Source organism: Paraburkholderia sp. RL17-383-BIF-A, assembly GCF_046028015.1.
Taxonomy (GTDB): Bacteria; Pseudomonadota; Gammaproteobacteria; order Burkholderiales; family Burkholderiaceae; genus Paraburkholderia.
On record NZ_JARESR010000032.1, the window covers coordinates 62,243 to 88,481 of the forward strand.

The window sequence follows — 26,239 nt, forward strand, 5'->3', positions numbered from 1 at the left end:
GTGTCGGGCTGATACGTGTCCCGCGCAGCTTGCTGTTCAAGTTCATTTCTATTAGGGAGTAATGATGCAAAAACGATTCAAACAACTGATGTTGCTGGCTGCCCTCGTGCCGACCTTCGCTATGGCTCAAGCGCTTCAGAGCCCGGCTCCGGCGGCTCCGGCTGCTGCCGCGGCACCGGTTGATCCGGCCAAGCAGGCTGCAATCAAGGACCTGTTGGACGCCATCGACGCGCAAAAGCTCGTCGGCGCGATCGGCAACAGCGCCCAGATGCAAGCCAAGCAGCTGGTTCCGGCAATCCTGTCGGACGCACTGAGCGAAAACAAGACGATGACGGACAAGCAGAAGCAGGCTTCCGTCCCGACGCTGCAAAAGAACGCAGTGCCGAAGCTGGTTGACGGCGCAGGCCAGGTGTTCGCAACGGACTCGTTCCGTCAGGACGCCATGCAAGCTCAGTACGACGCGTACGCGAAGTACTACAGCACGTCGGAAATCAAGGATCTGACGACGTTCTACAAGAGCCCGACCGGCCGCAAGTTCATCCAGGTGCAAGACCAGGTTGGCCGCGACGTCGTGAACGGCTTGATGCAAAAGTACATGCCGCAATCGATCAAGGCAACGCGTGACCAGGCCGACAAGGAAGTCGCGTCGGTCAAGCCGGCCAAGTAAGCTCAAGGTCGAAAGGCTGCGCTGATATCGCGCCAGCCGCCTCCCGGTGGGGCCGCCTCATAGACTGGATGGCGCACGGGGTTTGGCGGCTTGGCTGTGACAATGCGATAATGGCCGTTTGCGCACACGCGCAGACGGCCATTTTCTTTTTTGGCGCGAAATGGTCTGAAGCCCGCGGTCTGCAACCCGCGGCCTGAAACCCGCGTCAGAAAATTGCGCCGGCAAAATCACGTTGTCAGTAGACGGTCATTGCCGGCCCGGCTGCCAACGTCGCCGATTTTTGCGCGATCTTCGTTTTTCGCGCCTGCTTCCAGGATCTCACGATGCGCGTCTTTAATTTCTCCGCCGGCCCTGCGGCCATGCCCGAAGAAGTGCTGCGTCAAGCCGCCGACGAAATGCTCGATTGGCAAGGCAGCGGCATGAGCGTGATGGAAATGAGCCATCGCGGGAAAGAGTTCATGTCGATCCACGAGGAAGCGCTCGTCGATCTGCGCGACCTGCTCGAGGTGCCGGCCAGCCATCGCATTCTGTTCCTGCAAGGCGGCGGTCTCGGCGAGAACGCAATCGTGCCGATGAATCTGATGGGCGCGAAGCCGCGCGCGGATTTCGTCGTGACGGGTTCCTGGTCGCAGAAGTCGTTCAAGGAAGCGCAGAAGTACGGCACCGTGCATCTGGCGGCGAGCGGCCAGACGGCCGAGGGTTTTACCCGCGCGCCCGCGCGCTCCGAATGGCAACTGTCGGACGACCCGGCTTACGTGCATCTATGCACGAACGAGACGATCCACGGCGTCGAGACGTTCGAGATTCCCGATCTCGGCGATATTCCGCTGGTGGCGGACGCCTCGTCGCATATCCTGTCGCGTCCCATGGACATCGCCAAATACGGCGTGCTGTTTGGCGGCGCGCAGAAGAACATCGGTATGGCCGGCGTGACGGTGGTGGTCGTGCGCGAAGACATGCTGGATCGTGCGCTGCCGATCTGCCCGTCGGCGTTCGAATGGAAGACCGTCGCCGAGAACAATTCGATGTACAACACACCGCCCACTTACGCGATCTACATCGCCGGGCTGGTGTTCAAGTGGTTGAAGAAGCAGGGCGGCCTTGCCGCGATGGAAGCACGTAATCTCGAAAAGTCGAAGCTGCTGTACGACGCGATCGACTCGAGCAGCTTCTATCTGAACAAGGTCGAACACGGCTCGCGCTCGCGGATGAACGTCCCGTTCTTCCTCGCCGACGAGTCCCGCAACGAAGATTTCCTGGCCGGCGCGAAAGCGCGGGGAATGGTGCAGCTAAAGGGCCACAAGTCCGTCGGCGGCATGCGGGCGTCGATTTATAACGCCGTCCCGCTCGAGGGCGTCAAAGCGCTTGTCGAATACATGAAGGAATTCGAACAGCGCAGCGCCTGAGTCATCAGGGCGCGCGCATCCTTTCCAGCACGCATTTGTGCAGCAGCTACCGGCAGGGCCGTTTTCACGCATGGACGACGAACTCAATACCCGACTCAAGCCTCTTCGCGAACGCATCGACGCGCTCGACGCGCAGTTAATCGCGCTCCTCAATCAACGCGCCGCGGTGGCGCTCGAGGTGGGCGAAGTCAAGAAGCATTTCAACGCGCCGGTGTTCAGGCCGGAGCGCGAACAGCAGGTGATCGCGCGTCTGCAGGACATGAGCGAAGGGCCACTCGCGAGCGAGCATATCAGTGCGATCTGGCGCGAGATCATGGCCGCGAGCCGCGCGCTCGAGAAGACCATCAAGGCCGCTTACCTCGGCCCGGTCGGCACCTACAGCGAACAGGCCATGCACGAGTACTTCGGTCAGTCGATCGAAGGCTTGCCATGTCCGTCAATCGACGAAGTGTTTCGCTCGGTCGAAGCGGGCGCCGCGGAATTCGGCGTCGTGCCGGTCGAGAATTCGACCGAAGGCGCGGTGTCGCGCACGCTCGATCTGCTGCTGCAAACGCAACTCACGATCGGCGGCGAACTGGCTTTGCCGATTCATCATAATTTGTTGACGCTAAACGGCGACCTCACCGGCGTGACGCGTGTTTGCGCGCACGCGCAGGCGCTCGCCCAATGCCAGCGTTGGCTGTCGACCAACGCGCCGCATCTGGAGCGCCAGGCGGTGTCGAGCAACGCGGAAGCGGCGCGCATGGCCGCTGAAGATCCGACCGTGGCGGCGATCGCCGGCGATCGCGCTGCGACTCACTACGGCCTGCAGGTAGCGTATGCGCTGATCCAGGACGATCCGCACAACCGCACGCGCTTCGTGATGATCGGCAAGCAGCCCGCCGGCCCGAGCGGACACGACCAGACTTCGCTGATCGTTTCCGTGCAGAACGAGCCCGGCGCCGTGTTCAAGCTGCTGGAGCCGCTGGCGCGTCACAGCGTATCGATGACGCGCTTCGAATCGCGACCGGCGCGCGTCGGCACGTGGGAGTACTACTTCTATATCGACGTCGAAGGTCATCGCGACGATCCGGCGGTTGCCGCCGCGCTCGCCGAACTCGGCGAGAAGGCTGCATTCCTGAAAATTCTGGGCTCGTATCCGCGCGCCCACTGAAGCTACTCAAGCGGCGGTCCGCAGCATCCGGGCGCGCCAGCCGCACATTCAATTACTCATAGTCGTTCGGAGAGTCTCATGACAGCGTCTTTCGGTCCTTCCTACGTTCGCGCTATTGCGCCTTACATCGCAGGCAAACCGATTTCGGAAGTGGCCCGCGAGTTCGGTCTGGACGAAGCGACCATCGTGAAACTCGCGTCGAACGAGAATCCGCTCGGCATGCCGGAGTCGGCGCAGCGTGCCATGGCGCAGGCCGCCAGCGAACTGGGCCGCTACCCGGATGCCAATGCGTTCGAGCTGAAAACTGCGCTGAGCGAGCGCTATGGCGTGCCGGCGGACTGGATCACGCTTGGCAACGGCAGTAACGACATCCTCGAAATTGCGGCGCATGCCTTTGTGGAAAAGGGCCAGTCGATCGTCTATGCACAGTACTCGTTCGCGGTTTACGCGTTGGCGACGCAAGGCTTGGGTGCTCGTGCGATCGTCGTGCCGGCCGTCAAATACGGTCACGATCTCGACGCGATGCTCGCCGCGATCACCGACGACACGCGCCTGATCTTCGTCGCCAACCCGAACAACCCGACCGGCACGTTCATCGAAGGCGCGAAGCTCGAGGCGTTTCTCGACAAGGTGCCGCGCAACGTGGTCGTAGTGCTCGACGAGGCGTACACGGAGTATCTGCCGGAAGAGAAGCGCTACGACTCGATCGCGTGGGTGCGCCGCTATCCGAATCTGCTGGTGTCGCGCACGTTTTCGAAGGCGTTCGGCCTGGCGGGCTTGCGCGTGGGTTTCGCGATCGCACAGCCCGAGTTGACCGACCTGCTGAATCGTCTGCGTCAGCCGTTCAATGTGAACACGCTGGCGCAAGCCGCGGCGATCGCTGCACTGAATGACAAGGCGTTTCTGGAAAAGAGCGCCGCGTTGAACGCGCAAGGCTATCGCCGTCTGACCGAAGCGTTCGACAAGCTCGGTCTGGAATATGTGCCGTCGGATGGCAACTTCGTGCTGGTGCGTGTCGGCAACGACGACGCAGCCGGCAATCGCGTCAACCTGGCGTTGCTGAAGCAGGGCGTGATCGTGCGTCCGGTCGGCAACTACGGTTTGCCGCAATGGCTGCGCATCACGATCGGCCTGCCGGAAGAGAACGAAGCATTCATCGCGGCGCTCGAAAAAACGCTCGCCACCGCGTAAGCGGTAACCCTTGACCCGCGCGCCTCGTCGGCACGACAGGCGCGCTCAATTTGTGACCGACGTGGCCGCGTTTTCTTTTAACAAGCTGGTAATTTTCGGTGTCGGCCTGATCGGCGGATCGCTCGCGCGCGCGTTGCGCGAGCGGCGCGAGACCGAGGGCGCGCGCAAGGTGATTGGTGTCGGACGTTCGTCTGCGTCGACCGAGCGTGCGCTGGAACTGCGCGTAATCGACGGCTCGGCGGCGCTAAATGACGACACTTCACTGCGAGAAGCGTTGTCCGGCGCCGACTTCGTGCTGCTGGCCGCGCCGGTCGCGCAAACGCAGCCGCTGCTCGAACGCATCGCCCCGTTTCTCGATGCGGCCACGATCATCACCGACGCCGGCAGCACCAAGTCGGACGTGGTCGCTGCTGCCCGTGCTGCGCTCGGCGCGCGTATCGGCCAGTTCGTGCCGGGGCATCCGATTGCCGGCCGCGAGGCAAGCGGCGTGGATGCCGCGTTGCCTGACTTGTATGTGGGCCGCAATGTCGTGTTGTGCCCGCTGCCTGAGAATGCGTCGGCAGACGTGGAGCGCGTCGCGGCCATGTGGCGGGCCACCGGCGCGCTGGTGCGCAATATGACACCTGAGCAGCACGACCGCGTGTTCGCGTCGGTCAGCCATTTGCCGCACGTGCTCTCGTTCGCGCTGGTCGAGCAGATTCTCAATTCGCCCGATGCCGCGCTGAAATTCTCGTTCGCGGCGGGCGGTTTCCGCGACTTCACGCGGATTGCCGCGTCGAGCCCGGAAATGTGGCGCGACGTGTGCGTGGCCAATCGCGTTGCGCTGCTCGACGAACTCGACGCCTATACGGCCGTGCTCGCGCGCCTGCGCGCGGCGATCGAAGCCGCTGACGGCGCCGCCCTCGAAACCGTGTTCGCGCGCTCGCGCGTGGCGCGTACCGAATGGCAGGAACAGCGCGCTGCCGGCGTCGCCAATAGCGACGCGTCGAAATAACCGGAAACTGGACTCAATCATGGAATTCCTCGATCTCGGACCGTTCTCCCGCGCGTCCGGCACGATTCGTCTGCCAGGTTCGAAGAGCATCTCGAACCGGGTGCTGCTGCTCGCGGCGCTCGCCGAAGGCGAAACGACGATCACGAACCTGCTCGACTCCGACGACACCCGCGTGATGCTCGACGCGCTCGAAAAACTCGGCGTGCGTCTGAAGCGCGACGGCGACACCTGCGTCGTGGCGGGCACGCGCGGCGCATTCACGGCGCGCACGGCCGACCTGTTTCTCGGCAACGCCGGCACGGCAGTGCGTCCGCTGACGGCGGCGCTGGCGGTCAATGGTGGCGACTATCGAATTCACGGCGTGCCGCGCATGCACGAACGGCCGATCGGCGATCTGGTCGACGGCCTGCGCCAGCTCGGCGCGAAGATCGATTACGAAGAGAACGAAGGCTATCCGCCGCTGCGGATTCGCCCCGGGCAGATCAACGCCGACGCGCCGATCACCGTGCGTGGCGACGTGTCGAGCCAGTTCCTGACCTCGCTTCTCATGACGCTGCCGCTGCTGCGCACCGAAAGCGGCGTGAGCACCGTGCAGGTGGACGGCGAACTGATCTCGAAGCCGTACATCGAGATCACCATCAAGCTGATGGAGCGCTTCGGCATCAAGGTCGAGCGCAACGGCTGGCATCAGTTCATCGTGCCGGCGGGGCAGCGGTATCAGTCGCCGGGCACGATCATGGTGGAGGGCGATGCGTCGTCCGCTTCGTACTTTCTCGCGGCCGGCGCCCTCGGCGGCGGGCCATTGAGAGTTGAGGGCGTTGGCCGCGCGAGCATTCAGGGCGACGTCGGCTTTGCCGATGCGCTGATCAAGATGGGCGCGAACCTGCAGATGGGCGACGACTGGATCGAAGTGCGCGGCGTCGGTCACGACAACGGCAAGCTCGAGCCGATCGACATGGATTGCAATCTGATTCCCGACGCAGCCATGACGATCGCCGTCGCGGCCCTGTTCGCCGACGGCGCAACCACGCTGCGCAATATCGCCAGCTGGCGCGTGAAGGAAACCGACCGGCTCGCCGCGATGGCGACCGAACTGCGCAAGGTCGGCGCCAAGGTGCAGGAAGGCGAGGACTTCATCGTCATCGAACCGCCTGAAAAGCTGACTCCGAACGCCGCCATCGATACCTACGATGACCACCGCATGGCCATGTGCTTTTCGCTGGTGAGTCTCGGTGGCGTGCCGGTGCGGATCAACGACCCGAAGTGCGTCGGCAAGACCTTTCCCGATTATTTCGAGCGCTTTATTGCGCTTGCTCAACCCTGATTCGACCCCGAATCGACCGACGTGCGACTTTTTCGATGAAACCGACCCGTCCCTTTCACCAGACGCCCGTCATTACGATCGACGGCCCGAGTGCCTCCGGCAAAGGCACCGTGGCCGCGCTGGTTGCCGCGAGCCTCGGCTTCCACTTGCTGGACAGCGGCGCGCTGTACCGTCTCGCCGCGCTCGCCAGCCTGCGCTACAACATTGCGGCGCACGATGCCGATGCGCTGACGAAGCTGATTGACGATCTGCATATCACTTTTCGCGAAGGGCTGGCGCAGCTCGACGGTGTCGATGTATCGGCAGAGATTCGCGCCGAGGAAGTCGGCAGCCGCGCCTCCGCGATCGCTGTGCACGCGCCGGTGCGTACCGCGCTGGTGGCGCGCCAGCGGGCTTTTCGTAAGGAACCGGGGCTGGTTGCCGACGGCCGCGACATGGGCACCGTGATCTTCCAGGACGCCGTGCTGAAGGTGTTCATGACCGCCAGCGTGGAGGCCCGCGCGGCGCGCCGGCATAAGCAATTGATCCAAAAAGGATTTTCTGCTAATATAGATGACTTGCTCCGGGATTTGCGTGAGCGCGACGAGCGTGACAGTCAGCGCATAGCCGCGCCACTCAAGCCTGCAGCGGATGCAAAGCTGCTTGATACTTCCGCATTGTCGGTCGACCAGGCGGTCGAGCAGGTGGTGCAATGGTATGAAGCTTTAGTCCCGCATGCCTGATGAAAGTACGCGTTGTGCTTCGGGTGTGGGCGCAGTAGAAGTCCGTTGTCAGTAGGTGTTTCGCGATCGTCGCGAAGCTTGTATTAACCCTTTAACCCCGCGTGGCATTCGCACACTAGCCGTTATTGCTGACCATCCGGCCAGCCGGGCACCGCGAGAACCATGCAAATTTTGATTTTTATGTCCGACCTGCAAACCTCTACCCCGAATACCGAATCTTTTGCGGCTCTGTTCGAAGAGTCGCTGACCAAGCAAGACATGCGCGCCGGCGAAGTGATCTCCGCCGAAGTCGTGCGTGTTGACCACAACTTCGTGGTCGTCAACGCTGGTCTCAAGTCCGAAGCCTACATCCCGCTCGAAGAGTTCCTGAACGACGCGGGCGAGGTAGAAGTGCAGGCGGGCGACTTCGTTTCCGTCGCGATCGACGCGCTGGAAAACGGCTATGGCGACACGATCCTGTCGCGCGACAAGGCGAAGCGCCTGGCTTCGTGGCTGTCGCTGGAAAAGGCTCTCGACAACAACGAACTCGTGACCGGCACGATCACGGGCAAGGTCAAGGGCGGCATGACCGTCATGGTCAACGGCATCCGCGCGTTCCTGCCGGGTTCGCTGGTTGATACTCGTCCGGTCAAGGACACGACCCCGTACGAAGGCAAGACGCTGGAATTCCGCGTCATCAAGCTCGACCGCAAGCGTAACAACGTCGTGCTGTCGCGCCGCGCTGTGATCGAAGCGACCCAAGGCGAAGAGCGCGCAAAGCTGCTTGAAACGCTGAAGGAAGGCGCGATCGTGGAAGGCGTGGTGAAGAACATCACCGATTACGGCGCGTTCGTGGACCTCGGCGGTATCGACGGCCTGCTGCACATCACCGACATCGCATGGCGTCGTGTGCGTCACCCGAGCGAAGTGCTGTCGGTTGGCCAGGAAGTCACCGCGAAGATCCTCAAGTTCGACCAAGAGAAGAACCGAGTTTCGCTGGGCATCAAGCAACTGGGCGACGATCCGTGGGAAGGCATCTCGCGCCGTTACCCGTCGGGCACGCGCCTGTTCGGTAAGGTCACCAACATCACCGACTACGGCGCATTCGTCGAAGTCGAATCGGGCATCGAAGGCCTGGTTCACGTGTCGGAAATGGACTGGACGAACAAGAACGTTGCACCGTCGAAGGTTGTGCAACTGGGCGACGAAGTCGAAGTCATGGTTCTCGAAATCGACGAAGACCGCCGCCGTATCAGCCTCGGCATGAAGCAATGCAAGCCGAACCCGTGGGACGACTTCAGCCGCAACTTCAAGAAGGGCGACAAGCTGCAAGGCGCGATCAAGTCGATCACCGACTTCGGCGTCTTCATCGGTCTGCCGGGCGGCATCGACGGTCTGGTTCACCTGTCGGACCTGTCGTGGTCGGAAACGGGCGAAGAAGCAGTTCGCAAGTACAAGAAGGGCGACGAAGTGGAAGCGATCGTTCTCGGCATCGACGTCGAGAAGGAACGCATTTCGCTGGGTATCAAGCAGCTCGAAGGCGACCCGTTCAGCAACTTCGTTGCCATGAACGACAAGGGTTCGATCGTCGACGGCGTGGTCAAGTCGGTGGACGCGAAGGGTGCCGTGGTTCAGCTGTCGGCTGAAGTCGAAGGCTACCTGCGCGCTTCGGAAATCGCACAAGACCGCGTGGAAGATGCTCGCAACGTGCTGAAGGACGGCGACAAGGTCAACGCGATGATCATCAACATCGATCGCAAGTCGCGTGGCATCAACCTGTCGATCAAGGCCAAGGATTCGGCTGAGCAACAGGAAGCGATCCGCGGCCTGGCTTCGTCGGACTCGAGCTCGGCTGCTACCGGCACGACGAACCTCGGCGCGCTGCTGAAGGCCAAGCTCGACGGCCAGAACCAGTAAGCCTGAGAGGTCTGCTGCAGTATGACCAAATCGGAATTGGTCGCCCAGCTGGCTACGCGATTTCCGCAACTTGTTCTTAAAGATGCGGATTTCGCGGTGAAGACGATGCTTGATGCGATGTCGGAGGCACTTGCCAACGGTCATCGCATCGAAATTCGTGGCTTCGGCAGCTTCGGCCTTAACCGCCGTCCCTCCCGCGTCGGGCGTAATCCGAAGTCGGGCGAGAAGGTGTTGGTACCTGAGAAGTACGTACCGCACTTCAAGCCGGGCAAGGAATTGCGCGAGCGGGTAGATCGTCGCGCGGGCGAGCCGCTGAAGGCCGAAGAGCCGGATGACGACCTGTAAATGCTTCGCTGTGTTATTTGCAGCGTGGCATGGGTAGCGTCAGCGGCCAAAGCCAGTCGGCAAAAGACCAGAAAAAGCGCCTTCGGGCGCTTTTTTTTCGTCTGTACGTTTTGCACGTGCGGATTCACTTGGATCGACGTGCGATTGGCTGGTAGCGCCTCTCGCCGAGCCGTCTAACCGCGTGACTACCCAATCACCCAATCACCCAATCACCCAATCACCGACTCGCCCGCGCGCGTAGCCGTTTGCGGCAAGATGTAGCACGATAAAGCCCCGTAAGCCCGTAATCCGCCAGTTCCTGCCCAGCCGCGAGGGCTTCAATTACAATACGGGTCACTTCGGCGCGGGCAACACCGTGGCGCGACGCGTCATCAAGCCGGCGTCACCCCGCAACTGCCGTCAAGAGACCTATACATGAAATTTATCGTCTGGCTGATCCGTGTGCTGGTGTTCGTGCTGCTGCTGGTGCTGGCGCTCTCCAACACACAACCTGCTACGCTGAATTTCCTCGCCGGCTACGCATGGTCGGCGCCGTTGATCCTGATCGGCCTCGCCTTCTTCGTGGTAGGGCTGCTGGCTGGGCTGGTGTCGTCGATGCCGGCCATGGTGCGTTTGCGCATGGAAAACGGCCGGCTCAAACGCGAGTTGCGCGTGGCGCGCGAAACCCCGGTCGTGGTCGAGCAACCGCCCATGCCGCCGCTGATCTGAATTCCCTTCGCCGCGCGCATGAGCGCGGCTTTCCGTCTTCGCTTTCCCGCACATTTGCATTTATCGCATGGATCTAGACTTCTGGTGGCTGCTTGTCATACCCGTCGCTTTCGCGTTCGGCTGGATGGCTGCGCGCTACGACCTCAAGACGCTGCTGTCCGAAAGCGCCAACCTGCCGCGCTCGTATTTCCGCGGCCTGAATTTCCTGCTCAACGAACAGCCGGACCAGGCGATCGACGCGTTCATCGAAGTGGTCAAGCTCGATCCGGAAACGGTCGAACTGCACTTCGCGCTGGGCAACCTGTTCCGTCGCCGCGGTGAAACGGATCGCGCGATTCGCGTGCATCAGAATCTGTTGAGCCGTGCCGACCTGCCGGTCAGCGAGCGCGATCATGCGCTCTATGAGTTGGGGCAGGATTTCCTGAAAGCGGGCTTGCTCGATCGCGCCGAAGAAACCTTCCGCTCGCTCGAAACCGGCGACTACGCGCTGGGCGCGCAGCGCGCGCTTCTCACCATCTACGAAATCGAGAAGGACTGGGTCAAGTCGATCGACACGGCCCGTCATCTGGAAACGATGGGTGCGGAGTCGCTCGACAAGGAAATCGCGCAGTTCCACTGCGAACTCGCGCAGGAAGCGCTGCAACAGAAGAAGCCCGACGAGGCCCGCCGTCAGCTCGGCTTCGCGTTGAAGGCGAACCCGACCAATGTGCGCGCCACGATCCTGTTCGGCGACGTCGACGCAGCCGGCGGCGCGCCGGAAGCGGCGATAGCGCAATGGCGCCGGGTGGAAGAGCAGAACCCGGCTTATCTGCCGCTGGTCGCGGAAAAGCTGATGAAGGCTTACGAGGCGCTCGGCCGTCCGCAAGATGGCGCCGATCTGCTCACCACGTGGGTGGACCGCTATCCGACCAACGATCTGCTCGACGTGGCTTACCAGCACGTCGCATCGCTGCGCGGACCCGAGGCCGCGCATGCGCTGGCGCGCTCACAAATGCAGAAGTCGCCGAATCTGGCGGGCATGACGCGGCTGCTCGAGGCGCAGGAAGCCGTCGCGGAAGAACCGCGCCGCAGCGAACTCGAACTGATGCGCACGCTGATTCGCCAGCGCACCAAAAATCTGCCACGGTATACATGCCAGAATTGCGGTTTCAGGGCGCGGCTTTTCTACTGGCAATGTCCGGGCTGCAGCGGTTGGGAAACCTATGCGCCGCGCCGGGTCGAGCCGATCACCGCGTCGAACTGACACGCGGGTGGTCACGCCGGGTCCAGCCACGCGCTCGCGCCGCGAATCCGCGCGTGGCAAGCGTCCCCGCGCGGGCGGATCCCGCAACCTGTTCATGACCGGCTTTATCGCCGGGAATCATCACCGGAACCTTCTACCGGAAAGCGTATGAAAATCACCATTATCGGCACGGGCTATGTGGGTCTCGTCACCGGCGCGTGCCTCGCCGAGATCGGCCACGACGTTTTCTGTCTGGACGTCGATCCGCGCAAGATCGAAATCCTCAACAACGGCGGCGTGCCGATTCACGAGCCCGGCTTGCAGGAGATGATCGCCCGCACGCGCGCGGCGCGCCGCATCACGTTTTCCACGGATGTCGAAGCCAGCGTCGCGCACGGCGACGTGCAGTTCATCGCCGTCGGCACGCCCCCGGACGAAGACGGTTCGGCCGATCTGCAATACGTGCTCGAAGCGGCCCGCAACATCGGCCGCACGATGAACGGCTTCAAGGTGATCGTCGACAAATCGACGGTACCGGTCGGCACCGCGCAGCGTGTGCGCGCGGTGGTCGAAGAAGAACTGGCCAAACGCGGACTCGCGGGCAGCGCGCAACATCGCTTCTCGGTGGTGTCCAATCCCGAATTCCTGAAGGAAGGCGCGGCGGTCGACGACTTCATGCGCCCCGACCGCATCGTGATCGGCCTGGATGAAGACGAAGCCGGCCTGCGCGCGCGCGAACTGATGAAGCGTCTGTACGCGCCGTTCAACCGCAATCACGAACGCACGCTCTACATGGACGTGCGCTCGGCCGAATTCACCAAATACGCCGCCAATGCGATGCTCGCCACGCGCATCTCGTTCATGAACGAAATGTCGAATCTGGCGGACCGCGTCGGCGCGGATATCGAAGCGGTGCGCCGCGGTATCGGCTCCGATCCGCGCATCGGCTATCACTTCCTGTATGCCGGTTGCGGCTACGGCGGCTCGTGTTTCCCGAAAGACGTCCAGGCGCTGATCCGCACGGCTAGCGAGAGCGGCCACAATCTGCGCATCCTCGAAGCGGTCGAGGAAGTGAACGACAAGCAGAAAGACGTGCTGGTGCATAAGATCACGGCCAAGCTCGGCGACGATCTGAGCGGCCGCACATTTGCCGTGTGGGGTCTCGCGTTCAAGCCGAATACCGACGACATGCGCGAGGCGCCGAGCCGTCGCCTGATCGCGGAACTGCTCGCGCGCGGCGCCCACGTGCGTGCGTACGATCCGGTTGCGGTGACCGAAGCGCGCCGCGTGTTCGCCATGGATCTGCATGACGTGCCGGACCAGTTCGCGCGTCTTACCTTTGCGGGCACGCAGGACGAAACGTTGACGGACGCCGACGCGCTCGTGATCGTGACCGAATGGAAAGAATTCAAGAGCCCGGATTTCGTGCATCTGAAATCGGTGCTGAAGTCGCCGCTGATTTTCGACGGACGCAACCTGTATGAACCGGACGCGATGACCGAACTCGGCATCGACTATCACTCGATTGGACGCCCTTATGCCCAACCCTCTGAACTTCCGGCCAATGCCTGAGACCGTGCCCGGCGCCATCCCGTCCACGCCCGCGCCGCAGCTCACCGTCGTGCCGCGCGAACAGCTCGCCGCGGCGCGCGTGCTGGTGGTGGGCGACGTCATGCTCGATCGCTACTGGTTCGGCGACGTGAATCGCATTTCGCCGGAAGCGCCGGTGCCGGTCGTGCACGTGCAGCGTCAGGAAGACCGCTTGGGCGGCGCGGCGAACGTCGCGCGCAACGCGGTTGCGCTCGGCGCGCAAGCAGGCTTGCTATGCGTGGTCGGCCATGACGAACCTGGCGAGCGCATCGTGCAGTTGCTGAACGAAAGCGGCGTGAAGCCCTATCTCGAGCGTGACCCGGCGCTTCTCACCACGATCAAGCTGCGTGTGCTGTCGCGCCAGCAACAGCTGTTGCGCGTCGATTTCGAAAACTCGCCGGCGCACGAAGTGCTGCTCGCCGGTCTCGCGCGGTTCGACGAACTGCTGCCGTCGCACGACGTGATCCTGATGTCCGACTACGCGAAGGGCGGCCTGACCCACGTCACGCAGATGATCGCGAAGGCGCATGCGGCGGGCAAACCCGTGCTGGTCGATCCGAAGGGCGACGACTGGGAACGCTATCGTGGCGCGACGCTGATCACGCCGAACCGCGCCGAATTGCGCGAGGTGATTGGCCAGTGGAAATCGGAAGAAGATCTGCTCGCGCGCGTGACGAAACTGCGCACCGATCTCCAGTTCAAGGCGTTGCTGCTGACGCGCTCGGAAGAGGGCATGACGCTCTTCTCGGACGACGGCGTCCTGCACGCATCGGCGGTCGCACGCGAAGTGTATGATGTCTCGGGCGCGGGCGACACCGTGATCGCCACGCTTGCCGCGATGCTCGGTGCGGGCCTCACGCTGGTCGAGGCGGTCGGGCTCGCGAATCGCGCGGCCGGCATCGTGGTCGGCAAACTCGGCACTGCCACCGTCGACTACGACGAACTTTTTCATTGATGCGGCCCGCCGGGTCCCTCGCCGTGCTTTTATCAACGGCGTGTAACAGGAACCCGCGCGGCGTCGACTGAACCTGTCGATCGGAGCGAGCGCCCGGCGCTGACTCCGATCCCATGCCAAGCTCACTATCGCAGGATCATCAATCATGACCCTCATCGTCACCGGCGCGGCCGGTTTTATCGGCAGCAATCTCGTGAAGGCGCTCAACGAGCGCGGTGAACAACGCATCATCGCGGTCGACAATCTGACGCGCGCGGACAAATTCAAGAACCTCGTCGACTGCGAGATCGACGACTACCTCGACAAGACTGAGTTCGTCGAACGCTTCAAGCGCGGCGACTTCGGCAAGGTGCGCGCGATTTTCCACGAAGGCGCCTGCTCGGACACGATGGAAACCGACGGCCGCTACATGATGGACAACAACTTCCGCTACAGCCGCGACGTGCTCGACGTCTGCCTCGCGCAGAACATTCAGTTCCTGTATGCATCGTCGGCGGCAACGTATGGTGGCTCGAGCCGGTTCGTCGAAGAGCGCGAAGTCGAGCAGCCGCTGAACGTGTACGGCTACTCGAAGTTTCTGTTCGATCAGGTGATCCGCCGCGTGCTGCCCACCGCGAAAAGCCAGATTGCCGGCTTCCGTTATTTCAACGTCTACGGGCCGCGCGAAACGCATAAGGCGCGCATGGCGTCGGTGGCGTTCCACAACTTCAACCAGTTCCGCGCCGAGGGCAAGGTCAAGCTGTTCGGCGAATACAACGGCTATGCCGCGGGCGAACAGACGCGCGACTTCGTTTCGGTTGAAGACGTGGTGAAGGTCAACCTGTTCTTCTTCGACAATCCGGACAAATCGGGCATCTTCAATCTCGGCAGCGGCCGTGCGCAACCGTTCAACGACATTGCCAGCACGGTGGTCAACACGCTGCGCTCGCTCAACAACGAACCGGCGCTGTCGCTCGCGGATCAGGTGCAGCGCGGGCTGATCGAATACATTCCGTTCCCAGACGCCTTGCGCGGCAAGTACCAGTGCTTCACGCAAGCGGATCAATCGAAGCTGCGCGCGGCCGGCTACGACGCGCCGTTCCTGAGCGTGCAGGAAGGTGTCGACCGTTACGTACGTTGGCTGTTCGGCCAGGTGTAAATAATTCGGATCCCTCTTTAAACTGGAATCTCCCGGTTGGTGATGGTCGCCAACCGGTTGTACGAGGGAGATTCCATATGTTTCGAAAAATTCTGGTTACCGCGGCCATGCTCGCCGCTTTTGGCCACGCTTATGCGGCGGTCGACGTCAACACGGCTAATGAGGATGCGCTGCGCGGCATCAAGGGCATCGGTCCTGCCAAAGCGAAAGCCATTCTCGACGAGCGTGCAGCGCATGGTCCGTTCAAGGACCCGGCCGATCTCGGCAAGCGCGTCAAAGGCATGGGCGGGCATACCGTCGAGCGCCTGCAGGCGGAGGGTCTCGCTATCGGTCCGGCTGGCGCGGCTGCTAACCCGCAGGCTGCGGCGTCTGCACAGACCAAAGGCGCGGCCGCTGCGGCCAACACGCCGAAGAACAACGCCACGGTGGCGGTGAAGAAATAGCCTCACGCGCAGCTGGCGCGCGGGCCTGGTGGGTCGTGCGGCGGCTGCGTCGCCCTGATTTTCCCTTCATGGTCGGAGTCGTCAAGAACGCTCCTTCAGCTGTCATGCAGATGACTGGCTCCCGCGGTTCTCAGCCGCGGGCTTTTTGTGCTGCGTCCCCTCACTCAGGGGAGCCTGCATCCATGCGCTCAGAAGGGCCGCACGGCAGCCGCGTGCACGGTGGTTTAGAATCGATGGATTGAGACTTTGCGCGGCGACAGCACCAGAACCAATATGGCTTACAAAACGATTGAAGACACGATCGGCAATACGCCGCTCGTACAACTCGTCCGGCTCCCCGACGACGAGATCCGCAGCCGCAATAACGTGATCCTTGCGAAGCTCGAGGGCAACAACCCCGCGGGGTCGGTGAAGGACCGTCCGGCGTTGTCGATGATCGCGAAAGCGGAAGCACGCGGGCGTATCAAGCCAGGCGACACGCTGATCGAATCGACCAGCGGCAACACCGGTATCGCGCTTGCCATGGCGGCCGCGATCCGTGGCTACAAAATGGTCCTGATCATGCCGGAAGATCTGTCGGTGGAGCGCCGTCAGAGCATGGCCGCGTATGGCGCGCAGATCGTTCTCACGCCGGTCACGGGCGGCATGGAGTACGCACGCGATCTGGCCGAGCAGATGCAGCGCGAAGGCAAGGGCATCATCCTCGACCAGTTCGCCAACCCGGACAATCCGGCTGCGCACGTCGAAGGCACCGGCCCTGAGATCTGGCGCGACACCGAAGGGCGCATTACGCACTTCGTGTCGTCCATGGGTACGACCGGCACGATCATGGGCGTGTCCACCTATCTGAAAGAGCAGAATCAGGCTATCGAGATCATCGGCGCGCAACCCGAAGAGGGTTCGCGCATTCCGGGCATTCGCAAATGGCCGGAAGCCTATTTGCCGAAGATTTTCGATCGCAGCCGGGTGGACCGCGTGGAGAATGTGAGCCAGGCCGCGGCTGAAGCCATGGCGCGCCGTATGGCGTCGGTGGAAGGCATCTTTGCTGGCATCTCGTCGGGCGGCGCGTGCGAAGTGGCGCTGCGCGTCGCACGGCAGGTCGAGAACGCGACGATCGTGTTCATTGTTTGCGACCGCGGTGACCGCTATCTGTCGACGGGTGTGTTTCCTGCGTAAGCGCGTAGCTTGAAGCCGCTCGCGCAATGAAAAAGCGCCGGTTCAGAAGACCGGCGCTTTTTTTCGTCTTGTGGCATTGCGGGACGCACCCGGCGCCCGCACCGCCAGCTATTGCGAGGCCGCAACCGGCGGCGCGGCGTTGTTGACGGCGTTGGTCGCGTCGCTTGCTTCCATCTGCGCCTTGACCCGCTGGCCCAACTGATACACCGCGAGCGCGTAGAAGAAGCTGCGGTTATAGCGCGTCAGCACGTAGAAATTTTTCAAGCCCAGCATGAACTCGGTGCCGCGTCCGGGCGAGGGCAGATCCACCACCGTGACCGGCGTGCCGGCTTCCGACGCGATGTCCACGCCCGGTTCGTTCAGCAGCAAGCCGGCGCGCAGCAATTGGTCGAGCGGCCAGTGCGGCTCCGGCTGGCCGTCGGCGGCCGCTTGTGCGACGCCCAGGCTGCCGGCGTCCGAGCCGATCTTCCACACTACTGGCCGGCCGTTTTCCCAACCGTTCTGGCGCAGGTAATTCGCCACGCTGCCGATCGCATCCGCCTGACTCGTGCGCAAGTCGATCTGCTTGTTGCCGTCGTAGCTCACCGCGTATTGCACGATGCTGCTCGGCAGGAACTGCGGAATGCCGATCGCGCCGGTGTAGGAACCCAGCACCGTGGTCGGATCGATCTGCGAGTCGCGTGTCCATACCAGGTAGTCTTCGAGATTCTTGCGGAAGGTCGCCTGGCGGTCCGCGCGATTAGCGGTGCCCGGATAGTCGAAGCTGAGCGTGGTCAGCGCGTCGAGCACGCGGAAATTGCCCATGAAGCGCCCATAGATCGTCTCCACGCCGATGATGCCGACGATCACTTCCGGCGGCACGCCGAACTCTTCATAGGCGCGTTGCAGCGTAGCCTGATTCGCGCGCCAGAAGCGCACGCCGGCATTGATGCGGACCTGGTCGAGAAAGCGCGCCTGGTACACGCGCCAGTTCTTGACCGCGGGCGAAGGCGACGGCGTCACGAGCTTGACTGCCGTCGCCGAATAACTCACGCCGGCAAAGAGCGCGTGCAGCGCGGACTCGTCGAAGTCGTAACGCGCCACCATGTCGTTGATGAACGCATCGACATTGGGGTTGTTCGCGTAGCGCTGCGGGATGATCTCTTCTTCAAACGTTTGCCCTTGCGGCACCGCGGGTTGCGGCTGGCCTTGCGCGAGCAGCACCGACGGTTTCTTGCCGGCACTTTGCGCGATCGCGGGACTGGTTGCCATGATCATGCACGATGCGACGGACAGTGCGGCGGCCATGGACGTGATGCGTAGCCGGTTTCGTGCAGACAGAGCAAGCTTGACGGTCATAGTGAGCTAAGGCGCGGTGCGCGGGAGACGAGGGAAGACGGGAAAAATCGATCGGGGCAGTATACCCGACGCCTCCCCGCAAAACTGTGCCTGACGCGTCACAGCCGCATCGTGTGGTAACTTGATGACTGTTGGCGCGCCGAGGGCGCGCGCCCCTGGATGGAGACATGCCGCACGCGTTCGAAACGCGTCGCCGCAGAAAAGAATCATGGCAACTGGCTTTTATTCCCACCACGACTGTCTGCTGCACGATATGGGGCAATGGCATCCCGAATGCCCCGCGCGCCTGCAGGCAATTGAAGACCAATTGATCGGAAGCCGCATCGATTCGCTGATCGAGCGCGAGTTGGCGCCGCTCGCCGACGAAGCCGCGCTGCTGCGCGTGCATACGCAAGCCCACGTCGATTACATCCGCAGCCGCTCACCCGCTGAAGGCACCGCCGAAATCGATCCCGATACGACGATGAACCCGCACACGTTGAAAGCCGCGCTGCGTGCGGCGGGCGCAGCGGTAGCCGCGACCGACGCGGTGATCGAAGGCCGCTACGACAATGCCTTCTGCAGCATCCGGCCGCCCGGCCACCACGCCGAACCGGCGCGCGCCATGGGCTTCTGCTTCTTCAACAATATCGCGATCGCCGCGCGTCATGCGCTCGAAGTGCACGGCCTCTCGCGCGTCGCGATCATCGACTTCGACGTGCATCACGGCAACGGCACCGAGGCGGCCTTTTCGGGCGACTCGCGCGTGCTCATGTGCAGCTTCTTCCAGCATCCCTTCTACCCGTTCACCGGTGCCGACAACCATGCGCCCAACATGTGCAACGTGCCGATGCCGGCGCGCTCGAAAGGCATGGCGGTGCGCGAGGCGGTGGACATGCTGTGGCTGCCGCGCCTGCACGAGTTCAAACCGGAGATGGTGTTCATCTCGGCTGGCTTCGACGCGCATCGCGAGGACGACCTCGGCAACATGGGCCTTGTCGAAGACGATTACGCGTGGATCACCGATCAGATGCGCGAAATCGCGAAGCGCTATTCGCGCGGGCGCATCGTGAGCTGTCTCGAAGGCGGCTACAACCTGTCCGCGCTGGGTCGCAGCGTGGTCGCCCACGTGCGCTCGCTGGCCGGGATCTGAGCCGTCGCGCGGCGCGCAGCGCCATCCACTCTATGAGGAGCGAGCCATGAACGCCGATGCGCGCGACGCGTCACTGGTCGAGATCGAACACGGCGCGTACGGCGTGCCGGGCGTGGTGCGTGTGACGATGAACCGGCCCGATGCCTTTAACGCGCTCTCCGAAGCCTTGCTCGACGACCTGCAGACGGCATTGAGCGAGATCGGCCGCTCGGACGCGCGCGTGGTTGTGATCGCCGGCGCGGGCCGGGCGTTCTGCGCGGGACACGATCTGAAGGAAATGCGCGCGGCGCCTTCGCTGGCGTACTACCAGGCGCTGTTCGCCCGCTGCACGAAGCTCATGATGACGATCCAGCGCTTGCCGCAACCGGTGATCGCGCGGGTGCAAGGCATTGCGACTGCGGCCGGTTGCCAGCTCGTCGCGATGTGCGATCTGGCGGTCGCGGCCGACACGGCCCGTTTTGCGGTTTCGGGCGTGAACCTCGGGCTCTTCTGCGCGACGCCTGCCGTGCCGCTGTCGCGCAACCTGTCGCGTAAGGCCGCGCTCGAATTGCTGCTCACCGGCGATTTCATCGACGCCGTGGGCGCGAAGCGGGAAGGGCTCGTGAACCGCGTCGTCCCCGCGGATGCGCTGGACGCGGAAATCGCACGGCTTGCGACCAGCATCTGCGCGAAACCCGTCGAAGCCGTGAGCGCCGGCAAAGGCCTCTTCTATCGCCAGTTGGAAATGGGAATCGAAGCGGCTTACCAGCTTGCCGGCCAGACGATGGCCTGCAATATGATGGATGAGTCGGCGCTGGAAGGCGTGCAGGCGTTTATCGACAAACGCCCGCCCGACTGGAAGCGTGACGCGGACTAGCCGCGTCGATCAGGCTCTCGCCACCAGCCGTTTTTCGATCCACTCGATCAACGCCCCGATCACCCGGTCGCGGTCGATGTCGTTCATCGTCTCGTGATAGCTGCCTTCGTGCAGAGTGAGCGTCTTGTCCGGCGAGCCCGCGTGCTCACCGAATTCGCGGCTGCCTTCGGGTTCGGTGAGCTTGTCGGCGGTGCCGTGATAGACCAGCAGCGGCACTCGCAAGCCCGCCCGGCCGCGTTCGATGCGCGCCATCGCCAGTAACAGCTCCGCGCCGGTGCGCGCGGGAATCGCGCCGTGATGCACGAGCGGATCGTTGCGATTGGCGTTCACCACGGGTTGAAGGCGCGATAACAACGCGGCGTCGATCTTCATCGCCGGGAAGCTCGGATAAAGACGGCTGATCACCTGGCTTAGCTTGAGCATCCAGCGCGGCACGTCGCGGCCAGGCGCCAGCGCCGGGCTCGACAGGATCAGCCCGTTCAGGCGCCGGCCGCTCGCTTCGAGGCGCTCGATCGCGTAGAGCGCGGCCACGGCGCCGCCCATGCTGTGGCCCATCAGGAAGAGCGGGGCGCAGCTTTGCGCGGCGGCGTCTAGCAAAGCTTGCGCGTCCAGCAGATAGTCGTCGAAGCGCTTCACGTAAGCCCGCTTGCCGGGTGCGTGGCCGTGGCCACGCAGATCGATCGCCACCAGTTCGACGCCGGCTGCGTTCAGGCGCGCGGCCAGCGCCGCGTAACGACCGGCGTGCTCGGCCAGCCCGTGGATCAGCGCCACGGTCGCGCGCGTCGGCGTGGCGGCCGGCCAGCGGTACAGCGGTAGTTCCACGCCGTCCCCGGTCGTGACCGACGAGCGTAGCGGCTCGCCGCTGTTTCGCTTGCCCGCGATGGGCCGCACCGTGTTGCTTGGAGATGTTTCCATGGCTACCGCTTATCCTGATTTTGTTTCGCCCGATCATAGTCGCAGCGGTCGTGCGCACGCGAGCACCGCGCACCGGGCGGGCCTCTAATTCCAACAGGTTATGAAAAGATCGTAATTGATTATTAAAGGGAATGTCGGCGCTGCGGTAGAATTGCGGGCTCAAATCCCAATAAAAGCAACGGCGGCCGCTTGTCGGGAGCGCATCACGCTCGCCGACAACCTCCGCCGTTTCGTTTTTCCATGATCGAAATACGCAATATCTCCCAGCGGTTCGCCGGGCCCCGGGGCTGGGTCGAGGCGCTGCACAACGTCAATCTGTCGATTCCGGCCGGTGAGGTGTTCGGCATCATCGGCCGCAGCGGCGCGGGCAAGAGTACGCTCGTGCGCACGCTCAACCTGCTGACGCGCCCGAGCGAGGGCAATATCGTCGTCAACGGCCGCGACCTGACGACGCTGCCCGCCGCGCAATTGCGCGAGGCGCGCCGCGAGATCGGCATGATCTTCCAGCACTTCAATTTGCTGTCGTCGCGCACCGTGTATGAGAACGTCGCGCTGCCGCTCGAACTCGCCGGCATGAAGCGCGATGAAATCGAAGCGAACGTGTTGCCGCTGCTCGACCTGGTCGGCCTGTCGGCGCAGAAGGATCGTTATCCGGCGCAGATCAGTGGTGGTCAGAAGCAGCGCGTCGGCATCGCGCGGGCGCTGGCGAGCAAGCCGAAAGTGCTGCTCTCCGACGAAGCGACTTCCGCGCTCGATCCCGAAACCACGCGCGCGATTCTCGACCTGCTCAAGCGCATCAACCGCGAACTGAACCTGACGATCGTACTGATCACCCACCAGATGGACGTGATCAAGCAGGTTTGCGACCGCGTCGCCGTGCTGGATGCGGGCCGCGTGGTTGAAGAAGGCAAGGTCATCGACGTGTTCCTGCAACCGCATCACGAAGTCACGCGCGCATTGATCGGCGACGTGATCGCGCAGGAATTGCCGCCCGCCATGAAGGCGCGTGTCGCCGAGCGTCTCAAGACAGGCAGCGGTCACTTGTTGCGACTCGCGTTCACCGGCTCCGGCGTCGATCAGCCGATCCTGTCGGAAACCATTCGCCGTTACGAACTCGACTTCAACATCCTGCACGGCCAGATCGACGAGATCCAGGGGCAGGCGTTCGGCTCGCTCGCGGTGCTCGCGGGCGGTGAGCCGGCGAAAGTGGCGCAGGCGCTGACATATCTGCGTGAACAGGGTGTGGTGGTGGAGGAGCTGTCGTATGTTGAGTGAAATGTTGGACATGTTCGTCCAGTCGTTCTGGGAAACGCTCGTCATGGTGGGCATTTCCGGGCTGGTCGGCGCTTTGGTGGGCTTGCCGCTCGGCGTGCTGCTGTATCTGACGGATCGCCAGGGCGTGCTGCAGAACATCGCGGTAAATCGCGTGATGGGCGTGATCGTGAATGCGGTTCGCTCGACGCCGTTCATCATCCTGCTCGTCGCCGTGATTCCGTTCACGCGCCTCGTGGTGGGTTCGTCGATCGGCACGGCGGCCGCCGTCGTGCCGCTGACGATCGCCGCCGCGCCGTTCATCGCGCGTCTGGTGGAGACTGCGTTGCGCGAAGTGGATCGCGGGCTGATCGAAGCCGCGCAGGCGATGGGCGCGACCACCAGCCAGATCGTCTTCAAAGTGTTGTTGCCGGAATCGCTGCCGGGCGTGGTCGCCGGCTTGACGATCACTTTCGTCTCGCTGGTCGGCTATTCGGCGATGGCCGGCGCGATCGGCGGCGGCGGTCTCGGCGATCTCGGCATTCGCTATGGGTATCAGCGCTTCCTGCCGGAAGTGATGTTGACGGTCGTGGTGATTCTGATCGTCTTCGTGCAGTTGGTGCAGTCGTTCGGGGATTGGCTCGTGCGTCGTTTGAGCCATAAGTAAAACAACAATTTCGAATAGGTTTGGAAAGGTCCATCATGCAACGTCGTTTCATTCTCAAACTGGCTGCCGTGCTCGGCGCCACGTCCCTGTTCGCTGCCGGCGCGGCTCGCGCTGAAGATTCGATCAAGGTCGGCGTCACCGGCGGCCCGCACGCGCAGATCATGGAAGTCGTGAAGACGGTCGCGGCGAAGAACGGTCTGAACATCAAGATCGTCGAGTTCTCGGATTACGTGCAGCCGAACGCCGCGCTCGCCGGCGGCGATCTGGACGCGAACAGCTACCAGCACGACCCGTATCTCGAGGCGCAGGTGAAGGATCGCGGCTACAAGCTGATCCGCATCGCCGATACGGTGACGTACCCGATGGGCATCTATTCGAAGAAAGTGAAGACGCTGGCCGAACTGCAGCCGGGCGCGAAGATCGCTGTGCCGAACGATCCGACCAACGGCGGCCGCGCGCTGCTGTTGCTGCAAAAGCAGGGCTTGCTGAAGCTGCGCGCCGACGCGGGCCTGAAGGCGACGCCGCTCGATATCGTCGAGAACCCGAAGAAGCTGAAGATCGTCGAACTCGACGCCGCGCAAATTCCGCGTTCGCTGAACGACGTGGACGCGGCCGCGATCAACACGAACTTCGCGATGGAAGCGGGTCTGAAGCCCAAGCAGGACGCCATCGCGATTGAAGATCCGAAGGGGCCTTACGTGAACATCATCGCGATCCGCGAGGCGGACAAGAATAAGCCGTGGGTCGCCAAGCTGGTCGCGGCGTATCATTCGCCGGAAGTGAAGCAGTTTATTGAAAGCAAATTCGGCGGGGCCGTGATCACCGCTTGGTGAGCCGGCGGCCTGCAGAGCAAGCAAGATACGACGGCAATGCAAAATTAGAGTCGTAAGTCGGAACCCGGGGTTGTCGCCCGGGTTTTTTCGAGATTAAAATAGAACGACCGTTCGATATTGCCGTCACGCCGCTGAGGAGCGATATCCTCCTGCTAGAGCGCCCGCGACAGGGCTGCCGCGAGGGCAGTCGTTATAATGTTCGTTGGGTTGACGTATTCGTAACTTTGGAGCGTGTGCATGAAAATCCTGGTGCCAGTCAAGAGAGTGGTCGATTACAACGTGAAAGTTCGAGTCAAATCGGACGGCACGGGCGTCGACATCGCGAACGTGAAGATGTCGATGAATCCGTTCGATGAGATCGCGGTTGAAGAAGCGGTGCGTCTGCGTGAAGCGGGCGTGGCGACCGAAGTGATCGCCGTGTCGGCGGGTGTGACGCAGTCGCAGGAAACGCTGCGCACGGCGTTGGCGATCGGCGCGGATCGCGCGATCCTGATCGAATCTTCGGAAGAGCTGCAGCCGCTGGCGGTGGCCAAGCTGTTGAAGGCGCTGGTCGACAAGGAACAGCCGCAGCTTGTCATTCTCGGCAAGCAGGCGATCGACGACGATTCGAACCAGACCGGCCAGATGCTGGCTGCTTTGGCTGGGCTGCCGCAGGCGACGTTTGCCTCGAAGGTTGTCGTCGCCGACGGCAAGGCTACTGTGTCGCGTGAAGTGGACGGTGGCGCTGAAACGCTGTCGCTGACGCTGCCCGCAGTCATCACGACGGACCTGCGCCTGAACGAGCCGCGCTACGTGACGCTGCCGAACATCATGAAGGCGAAGAAGAAGCCGCTGGAAACGATCAAGCCGGAAGACCTGGGTGTCGACGTCACGCCGCGCCTGAAGACGCTGAAGGTTGTCGAGCCGCCGAAGCGCTCCGCCGGTGTGAAGGTGCCGGATGTGAAGACGCTGGTCGAGAAGCTGAAGACCGAAGCCAAGGTGCTGTGAGGAGACGGACGAAATGACGAATCTGGTTAATCTTGTAATCGCAGAACACGACAACGCGTCGATCAAGGCCGCGACGCTGAACACGATCGCAGCGGCGCAGAAGATTGGCGGGGATATTCACGTGCTGGTGGCAGGGCACAACGCACAAGCCGCAGCGGATGCGGCAGCGAAGATTGCAGGCGTTTCGAAGGTCCTGCTCGCCGACGCGCCGCAACTCGAAGCGGGTCTCGCGGAAAACGTCGAAGCGACGGTGCTGAACATCGCGAAGGACTACACGCACATCCTCGCTCCGGCAACGGCGTACGGCAAGAACATCGCGCCGCGTATCGCCGCGAAGCTCGATGTCGCGCAGATCAGCGACATTACGGCAGTGGACAGCGCTGACACGTTCGAGCGCCCGATCTACGCAGGCAACGCGATCGCGACGGTTCAGTCTCAAGACCCGATCAAGGTCATCACAGTTCGTTCGACCGGTTTCGACGCTGTGGCAGCGGAAGGCGGCAGCGCAACGGTCGAGAAGATCGAAGCGGCAGCAGACAGCGGCATTTCGTCCTTCGTGAGCCGTGAAGTGACGAAGCTGGACCGTCCGGAACTGACGTCGGCGAAGATCATCGTTTCGGGCGGCCGCGGTTTGGGCAACGGCGAGAACTACACCAAGGTTCTCGAGCCGCTGGCAGACAAGCTGAACGCAGCGCTGGGTGCATCGCGTGCAGCAGTGGATGCGGGCTTTGTGCCGAACGACTATCAGGTCGGCCAGACCGGCAAGATCGTCGCGCCGCAACTGTATGTGGCGGTCGGTATCTCCGGCGCGATCCAGCACCTGGCCGGCATGAAAGACAGCAAAGTGATCGTCGCGATCAACAAAGACCCGGAAGCGCCGATTTTCAGCGTCGCCGATTACGGTCTGGTGGGCGATCTGTTCACGGTCGTGCCGGAACTCGTTAGCGAGCTGGGCTAAGCGTCGAAGCGCCTTGTAAAAGGCGTCTGGCAACACGCGAAGGGCGCGGGACCGATCAAGTCCGGCGCCCTTTTTTTATATCAACGGCGGGAGGAGACGAAAATGAGCTATACGGCACCCATCAAGGACATGCTGTTCGTGATGAAAGAACTGGCCGGTCTCGAAGACATCGCGATGCTGCCGGGCTTCGAAGACGCGAATCTCGACACCGCGCAGGCCGTGCTCGAAGAGTCGGCGAAACTGTGCGGCGAAGTGCTGGCGCCGCTGAATGTGGAAGGCGATCGCAATCCGAGCAACTGGAAAGATGGCGTGGTCACCGCGACGCCTGGCTTCAAGGAAGCGTTTCGCCAGTTCGGCGTTGGCGGCTGGCAA

25 protein-coding genes and 1 pseudogene are annotated in these 26,239 nt (G+C 62.7%); 24 read left to right on the forward strand and 2 right to left on the reverse strand.

Annotated elements, in window-relative coordinates; all coding sequences use genetic code 11:
- Window positions 1-64: 64 nt before the first annotated feature.
- The 16 genes from P0D71_RS28615 (at window position 65) to cysM (ending at window position 16,930) form a co-directional block, all read left to right on the forward strand.
- On the forward strand, window positions 65-667 hold the full coding sequence (locus P0D71_RS28615; protein WP_007180881.1) for a DUF2059 domain-containing protein: 603 nt from the start codon (window positions 65-67) through the stop codon (window positions 665-667).
- Between the two features lie 323 nt (window positions 668-990).
- Window positions 991-2,073 (forward strand): 3-phosphoserine/phosphohydroxythreonine transaminase, encoded by a 1,083-nt coding sequence (serC, locus tag P0D71_RS28620; RefSeq protein WP_091801087.1) that lies wholly within the window; start codon window positions 991-993, stop codon window positions 2,071-2,073.
- 70 nt (window positions 2,074-2,143) lie between these two features.
- Window positions 2,144-3,226 (forward strand): prephenate dehydratase, encoded by a 1,083-nt coding sequence (pheA, locus tag P0D71_RS28625; RefSeq protein WP_408185323.1) that lies wholly within the window; start codon window positions 2,144-2,146, stop codon window positions 3,224-3,226.
- A 78-nt stretch (window positions 3,227-3,304) separates the two neighbouring features.
- The gene (hisC, locus tag P0D71_RS28630; protein WP_091800077.1) at window positions 3,305-4,417 is read left to right on the forward strand and encodes a histidinol-phosphate transaminase; all 1,113 of its coding nucleotides are present in this window, start codon (window positions 3,305-3,307) and stop codon (window positions 4,415-4,417) included.
- A gap of 52 nt (window positions 4,418-4,469) precedes the next feature.
- Complete coding sequence (locus P0D71_RS28635) at window positions 4,470-5,411, forward strand: prephenate dehydrogenase (RefSeq protein WP_408483200.1); 942 nt, start codon at window positions 4,470-4,472, stop codon at window positions 5,409-5,411.
- Window positions 5,412-5,430: 19 nt separating this feature from the next.
- Entirely contained in the window at window positions 5,431-6,735 is a 1,305-nt protein-coding gene (aroA, locus tag P0D71_RS28640) for a 3-phosphoshikimate 1-carboxyvinyltransferase (protein WP_408185320.1), read from the forward strand.
- 35 nt (window positions 6,736-6,770) lie between these two features.
- The gene (gene cmk, locus P0D71_RS28645) at window positions 6,771-7,457 is read left to right on the forward strand and encodes a (d)CMP kinase (protein ID WP_408483201.1); all 687 of its coding nucleotides are present in this window, start codon (window positions 6,771-6,773) and stop codon (window positions 7,455-7,457) included.
- 162 nt (window positions 7,458-7,619) lie between these two features.
- Window positions 7,620-9,353 carry a 30S ribosomal protein S1 gene (gene rpsA / locus P0D71_RS28650; RefSeq protein ID WP_091800091.1) on the forward strand — a complete coding sequence of 578 codons (1,734 nt, stop codon included), beginning with the start codon at window positions 7,620-7,622 and terminating at the stop codon, window positions 9,351-9,353.
- A 21-nt stretch (window positions 9,354-9,374) separates the two neighbouring features.
- On the forward strand, window positions 9,375-9,698 hold the full coding sequence (locus P0D71_RS28655; protein WP_007180889.1) for an integration host factor subunit beta: 324 nt from the start codon (window positions 9,375-9,377) through the stop codon (window positions 9,696-9,698).
- Window positions 9,699-10,112: 414 nt separating this feature from the next.
- Window positions 10,113-10,406 (forward strand): LapA family protein, encoded by a 294-nt coding sequence (locus tag P0D71_RS28660; RefSeq protein WP_091800094.1) that lies wholly within the window; start codon window positions 10,113-10,115, stop codon window positions 10,404-10,406.
- Between the two features lie 67 nt (window positions 10,407-10,473).
- Window positions 10,474-11,649, forward strand: coding sequence for a lipopolysaccharide assembly protein LapB (lapB, locus tag P0D71_RS28665; protein WP_091800097.1), 1,176 nt, complete (start codon window positions 10,474-10,476; stop codon window positions 11,647-11,649).
- A gap of 147 nt (window positions 11,650-11,796) precedes the next feature.
- The gene (locus P0D71_RS28670) at window positions 11,797-13,200 is read left to right on the forward strand and encodes a UDP-glucose dehydrogenase family protein (RefSeq protein WP_408296450.1); all 1,404 of its coding nucleotides are present in this window, start codon (window positions 11,797-11,799) and stop codon (window positions 13,198-13,200) included.
- Window positions 13,166-14,173 (forward strand): D-glycero-beta-D-manno-heptose-7-phosphate kinase, encoded by a 1,008-nt coding sequence (gene rfaE1 / locus P0D71_RS28675; protein ID WP_091801090.1) that lies wholly within the window; start codon window positions 13,166-13,168, stop codon window positions 14,171-14,173. Before P0D71_RS28670 ends, rfaE1 begins: the two co-directional genes overlap by 35 nt.
- 145 nt (window positions 14,174-14,318) lie before the next feature.
- Window positions 14,319-15,311 carry an ADP-glyceromanno-heptose 6-epimerase gene (rfaD, locus tag P0D71_RS28680; protein ID WP_106283259.1) on the forward strand — a complete coding sequence of 331 codons (993 nt, stop codon included), beginning with the start codon at window positions 14,319-14,321 and terminating at the stop codon, window positions 15,309-15,311.
- Window positions 15,312-15,388: 77 nt separating this feature from the next.
- Window positions 15,389-15,754 carry a ComEA family DNA-binding protein gene (locus tag P0D71_RS28685; protein ID WP_091800106.1) on the forward strand — a complete coding sequence of 122 codons (366 nt, stop codon included), beginning with the start codon at window positions 15,389-15,391 and terminating at the stop codon, window positions 15,752-15,754.
- Between the two features lie 273 nt (window positions 15,755-16,027).
- Window positions 16,028-16,930, forward strand: coding sequence for a cysteine synthase CysM (gene cysM / locus P0D71_RS28690; RefSeq protein WP_091800109.1), 903 nt, complete (start codon window positions 16,028-16,030; stop codon window positions 16,928-16,930).
- Between the two features lie 108 nt (window positions 16,931-17,038).
- Here the strand turns inward: cysM and mltB are convergent, their stop codons facing one another.
- A complete protein-coding gene (gene mltB, locus P0D71_RS28695; protein ID WP_091801093.1) occupies window positions 17,039-18,187 on the reverse strand; it encodes a lytic murein transglycosylase B in 1,149 nt (382 codons plus the stop codon).
- Window positions 18,188-18,476: 289 nt separating this feature from the next.
- Here mltB and P0D71_RS28700 point away from each other — a divergent pair, with 289 nt between their 5' ends.
- Entirely contained in the window at window positions 18,477-19,400 is a 924-nt protein-coding gene (locus P0D71_RS28700; protein WP_091800112.1) for a histone deacetylase family protein, read from the forward strand.
- 46 nt (window positions 19,401-19,446) lie between these two features.
- A complete protein-coding gene (locus P0D71_RS28705) occupies window positions 19,447-20,256 on the forward strand; it encodes an enoyl-CoA hydratase (RefSeq protein WP_408483202.1) in 810 nt (269 codons plus the stop codon).
- A gap of 9 nt (window positions 20,257-20,265) precedes the next feature.
- On the opposite strand, the gene P0D71_RS28710 is transcribed toward P0D71_RS28705, so the two are convergent.
- Window positions 20,266-21,171: an alpha/beta hydrolase gene (locus tag P0D71_RS28710; RefSeq protein ID WP_408483203.1), complete on the reverse strand. Its 906-nt coding sequence runs from the start codon at window positions 21,169-21,171 to the stop codon at window positions 20,266-20,268.
- A 240-nt stretch (window positions 21,172-21,411) separates the two neighbouring features.
- Between P0D71_RS28710 and P0D71_RS28715 the strand changes: the two genes are divergently transcribed.
- From P0D71_RS28715 to P0D71_RS28740, 6 genes and pseudogenes are all read left to right on the forward strand, one after another.
- Window positions 21,412-22,446 carry a methionine ABC transporter ATP-binding protein gene (locus tag P0D71_RS28715; protein WP_091800121.1) on the forward strand — a complete coding sequence of 345 codons (1,035 nt, stop codon included), beginning with the start codon at window positions 21,412-21,414 and terminating at the stop codon, window positions 22,444-22,446.
- The gene (locus P0D71_RS28720; RefSeq protein ID WP_091800124.1) at window positions 22,436-23,089 is read left to right on the forward strand and encodes a methionine ABC transporter permease; all 654 of its coding nucleotides are present in this window, start codon (window positions 22,436-22,438) and stop codon (window positions 23,087-23,089) included. Before P0D71_RS28715 ends, P0D71_RS28720 begins: the two co-directional genes overlap by 11 nt.
- 35 nt (window positions 23,090-23,124) lie before the next feature.
- Window positions 23,125-23,922 (forward strand): MetQ/NlpA family ABC transporter substrate-binding protein, encoded by a 798-nt coding sequence (locus P0D71_RS28725; protein WP_408483204.1) that lies wholly within the window; start codon window positions 23,125-23,127, stop codon window positions 23,920-23,922.
- A 237-nt stretch (window positions 23,923-24,159) separates the two neighbouring features.
- On the forward strand, window positions 24,160-24,909 hold the full coding sequence (locus P0D71_RS28730) for an electron transfer flavoprotein subunit beta/FixA family protein (protein WP_091800131.1): 750 nt from the start codon (window positions 24,160-24,162) through the stop codon (window positions 24,907-24,909).
- A 22-nt stretch (window positions 24,910-24,931) separates the two neighbouring features.
- Window positions 24,932-25,867: an electron transfer flavoprotein subunit alpha/FixB family protein gene (locus P0D71_RS28735; protein ID WP_408483207.1), complete on the forward strand. Its 936-nt coding sequence runs from the start codon at window positions 24,932-24,934 to the stop codon at window positions 25,865-25,867.
- A gap of 102 nt (window positions 25,868-25,969) precedes the next feature.
- A pseudogene (locus P0D71_RS28740) lies at window positions 25,970-26,239 on the forward strand (acyl-CoA dehydrogenase N-terminal domain-containing protein); the annotation flags it as partial.

Excerpts from the sequence above, each read along its gene's own strand:
- P0D71_RS28685 (WP_091800106.1), top strand. The coding sequence starts at position 15,389 with ATGTTTCGAAAAATTCTGGTTACCGCGGCCATGCTCGCCGCTTTTGGC.
- pheA (WP_408185323.1), top strand. The coding sequence starts at position 2,144 with ATGGACGACGAACTCAATACCCGACTCAAGCCTCTTCGCGAACGCATC.
- P0D71_RS28655 (WP_007180889.1), top strand. The coding sequence starts at position 9,375 with ATGACCAAATCGGAATTGGTCGCCCAGCTGGCTACGCGATTTCCGCAA.
- rpsA (WP_091800091.1), top strand. The coding sequence starts at position 7,620 with ATGCAAATTTTGATTTTTATGTCCGACCTGCAAACCTCTACCCCGAAT.
- P0D71_RS28705 (WP_408483202.1), top strand. The coding sequence starts at position 19,447 with ATGAACGCCGATGCGCGCGACGCGTCACTGGTCGAGATCGAACACGGC.
- serC (WP_091801087.1), top strand. The coding sequence starts at position 991 with ATGCGCGTCTTTAATTTCTCCGCCGGCCCTGCGGCCATGCCCGAAGAA.
- P0D71_RS28670 (WP_408296450.1), top strand. The coding sequence starts at position 11,797 with ATGAAAATCACCATTATCGGCACGGGCTATGTGGGTCTCGTCACCGGC.
- cmk (WP_408483201.1), top strand. The coding sequence starts at position 6,771 with ATGAAACCGACCCGTCCCTTTCACCAGACGCCCGTCATTACGATCGAC.
- P0D71_RS28710 (WP_408483203.1), bottom strand. The coding sequence starts at position 21,171 with ATGGAAACATCTCCAAGCAACACGGTGCGGCCCATCGCGGGCAAGCGA.
- P0D71_RS28720 (WP_091800124.1), top strand. The coding sequence starts at position 22,436 with ATGTTGAGTGAAATGTTGGACATGTTCGTCCAGTCGTTCTGGGAAACG.
- P0D71_RS28725 (WP_408483204.1), top strand. The coding sequence starts at position 23,125 with ATGCAACGTCGTTTCATTCTCAAACTGGCTGCCGTGCTCGGCGCCACG.
- hisC (WP_091800077.1), top strand. The coding sequence starts at position 3,305 with ATGACAGCGTCTTTCGGTCCTTCCTACGTTCGCGCTATTGCGCCTTAC.
- P0D71_RS28715 (WP_091800121.1), top strand. The coding sequence starts at position 21,412 with ATGATCGAAATACGCAATATCTCCCAGCGGTTCGCCGGGCCCCGGGGC.
- P0D71_RS28730 (WP_091800131.1), top strand. The coding sequence starts at position 24,160 with ATGAAAATCCTGGTGCCAGTCAAGAGAGTGGTCGATTACAACGTGAAA.
- aroA (WP_408185320.1), top strand. The coding sequence starts at position 5,431 with ATGGAATTCCTCGATCTCGGACCGTTCTCCCGCGCGTCCGGCACGATT.
- rfaE1 (WP_091801090.1), top strand. The coding sequence starts at position 13,166 with ATGCCCAACCCTCTGAACTTCCGGCCAATGCCTGAGACCGTGCCCGGC.
- lapB (WP_091800097.1), top strand. The coding sequence starts at position 10,474 with ATGGATCTAGACTTCTGGTGGCTGCTTGTCATACCCGTCGCTTTCGCG.
- cysM (WP_091800109.1), top strand. The coding sequence starts at position 16,028 with ATGGCTTACAAAACGATTGAAGACACGATCGGCAATACGCCGCTCGTA.
- P0D71_RS28660 (WP_091800094.1), top strand. The coding sequence starts at position 10,113 with ATGAAATTTATCGTCTGGCTGATCCGTGTGCTGGTGTTCGTGCTGCTG.
- P0D71_RS28700 (WP_091800112.1), top strand. The coding sequence starts at position 18,477 with ATGGCAACTGGCTTTTATTCCCACCACGACTGTCTGCTGCACGATATG.
- P0D71_RS28615 (WP_007180881.1), top strand. The coding sequence starts at position 65 with ATGCAAAAACGATTCAAACAACTGATGTTGCTGGCTGCCCTCGTGCCG.
- rfaD (WP_106283259.1), top strand. The coding sequence starts at position 14,319 with ATGACCCTCATCGTCACCGGCGCGGCCGGTTTTATCGGCAGCAATCTC.
- mltB (WP_091801093.1), bottom strand. The coding sequence starts at position 18,187 with ATGATCATGGCAACCAGTCCCGCGATCGCGCAAAGTGCCGGCAAGAAA.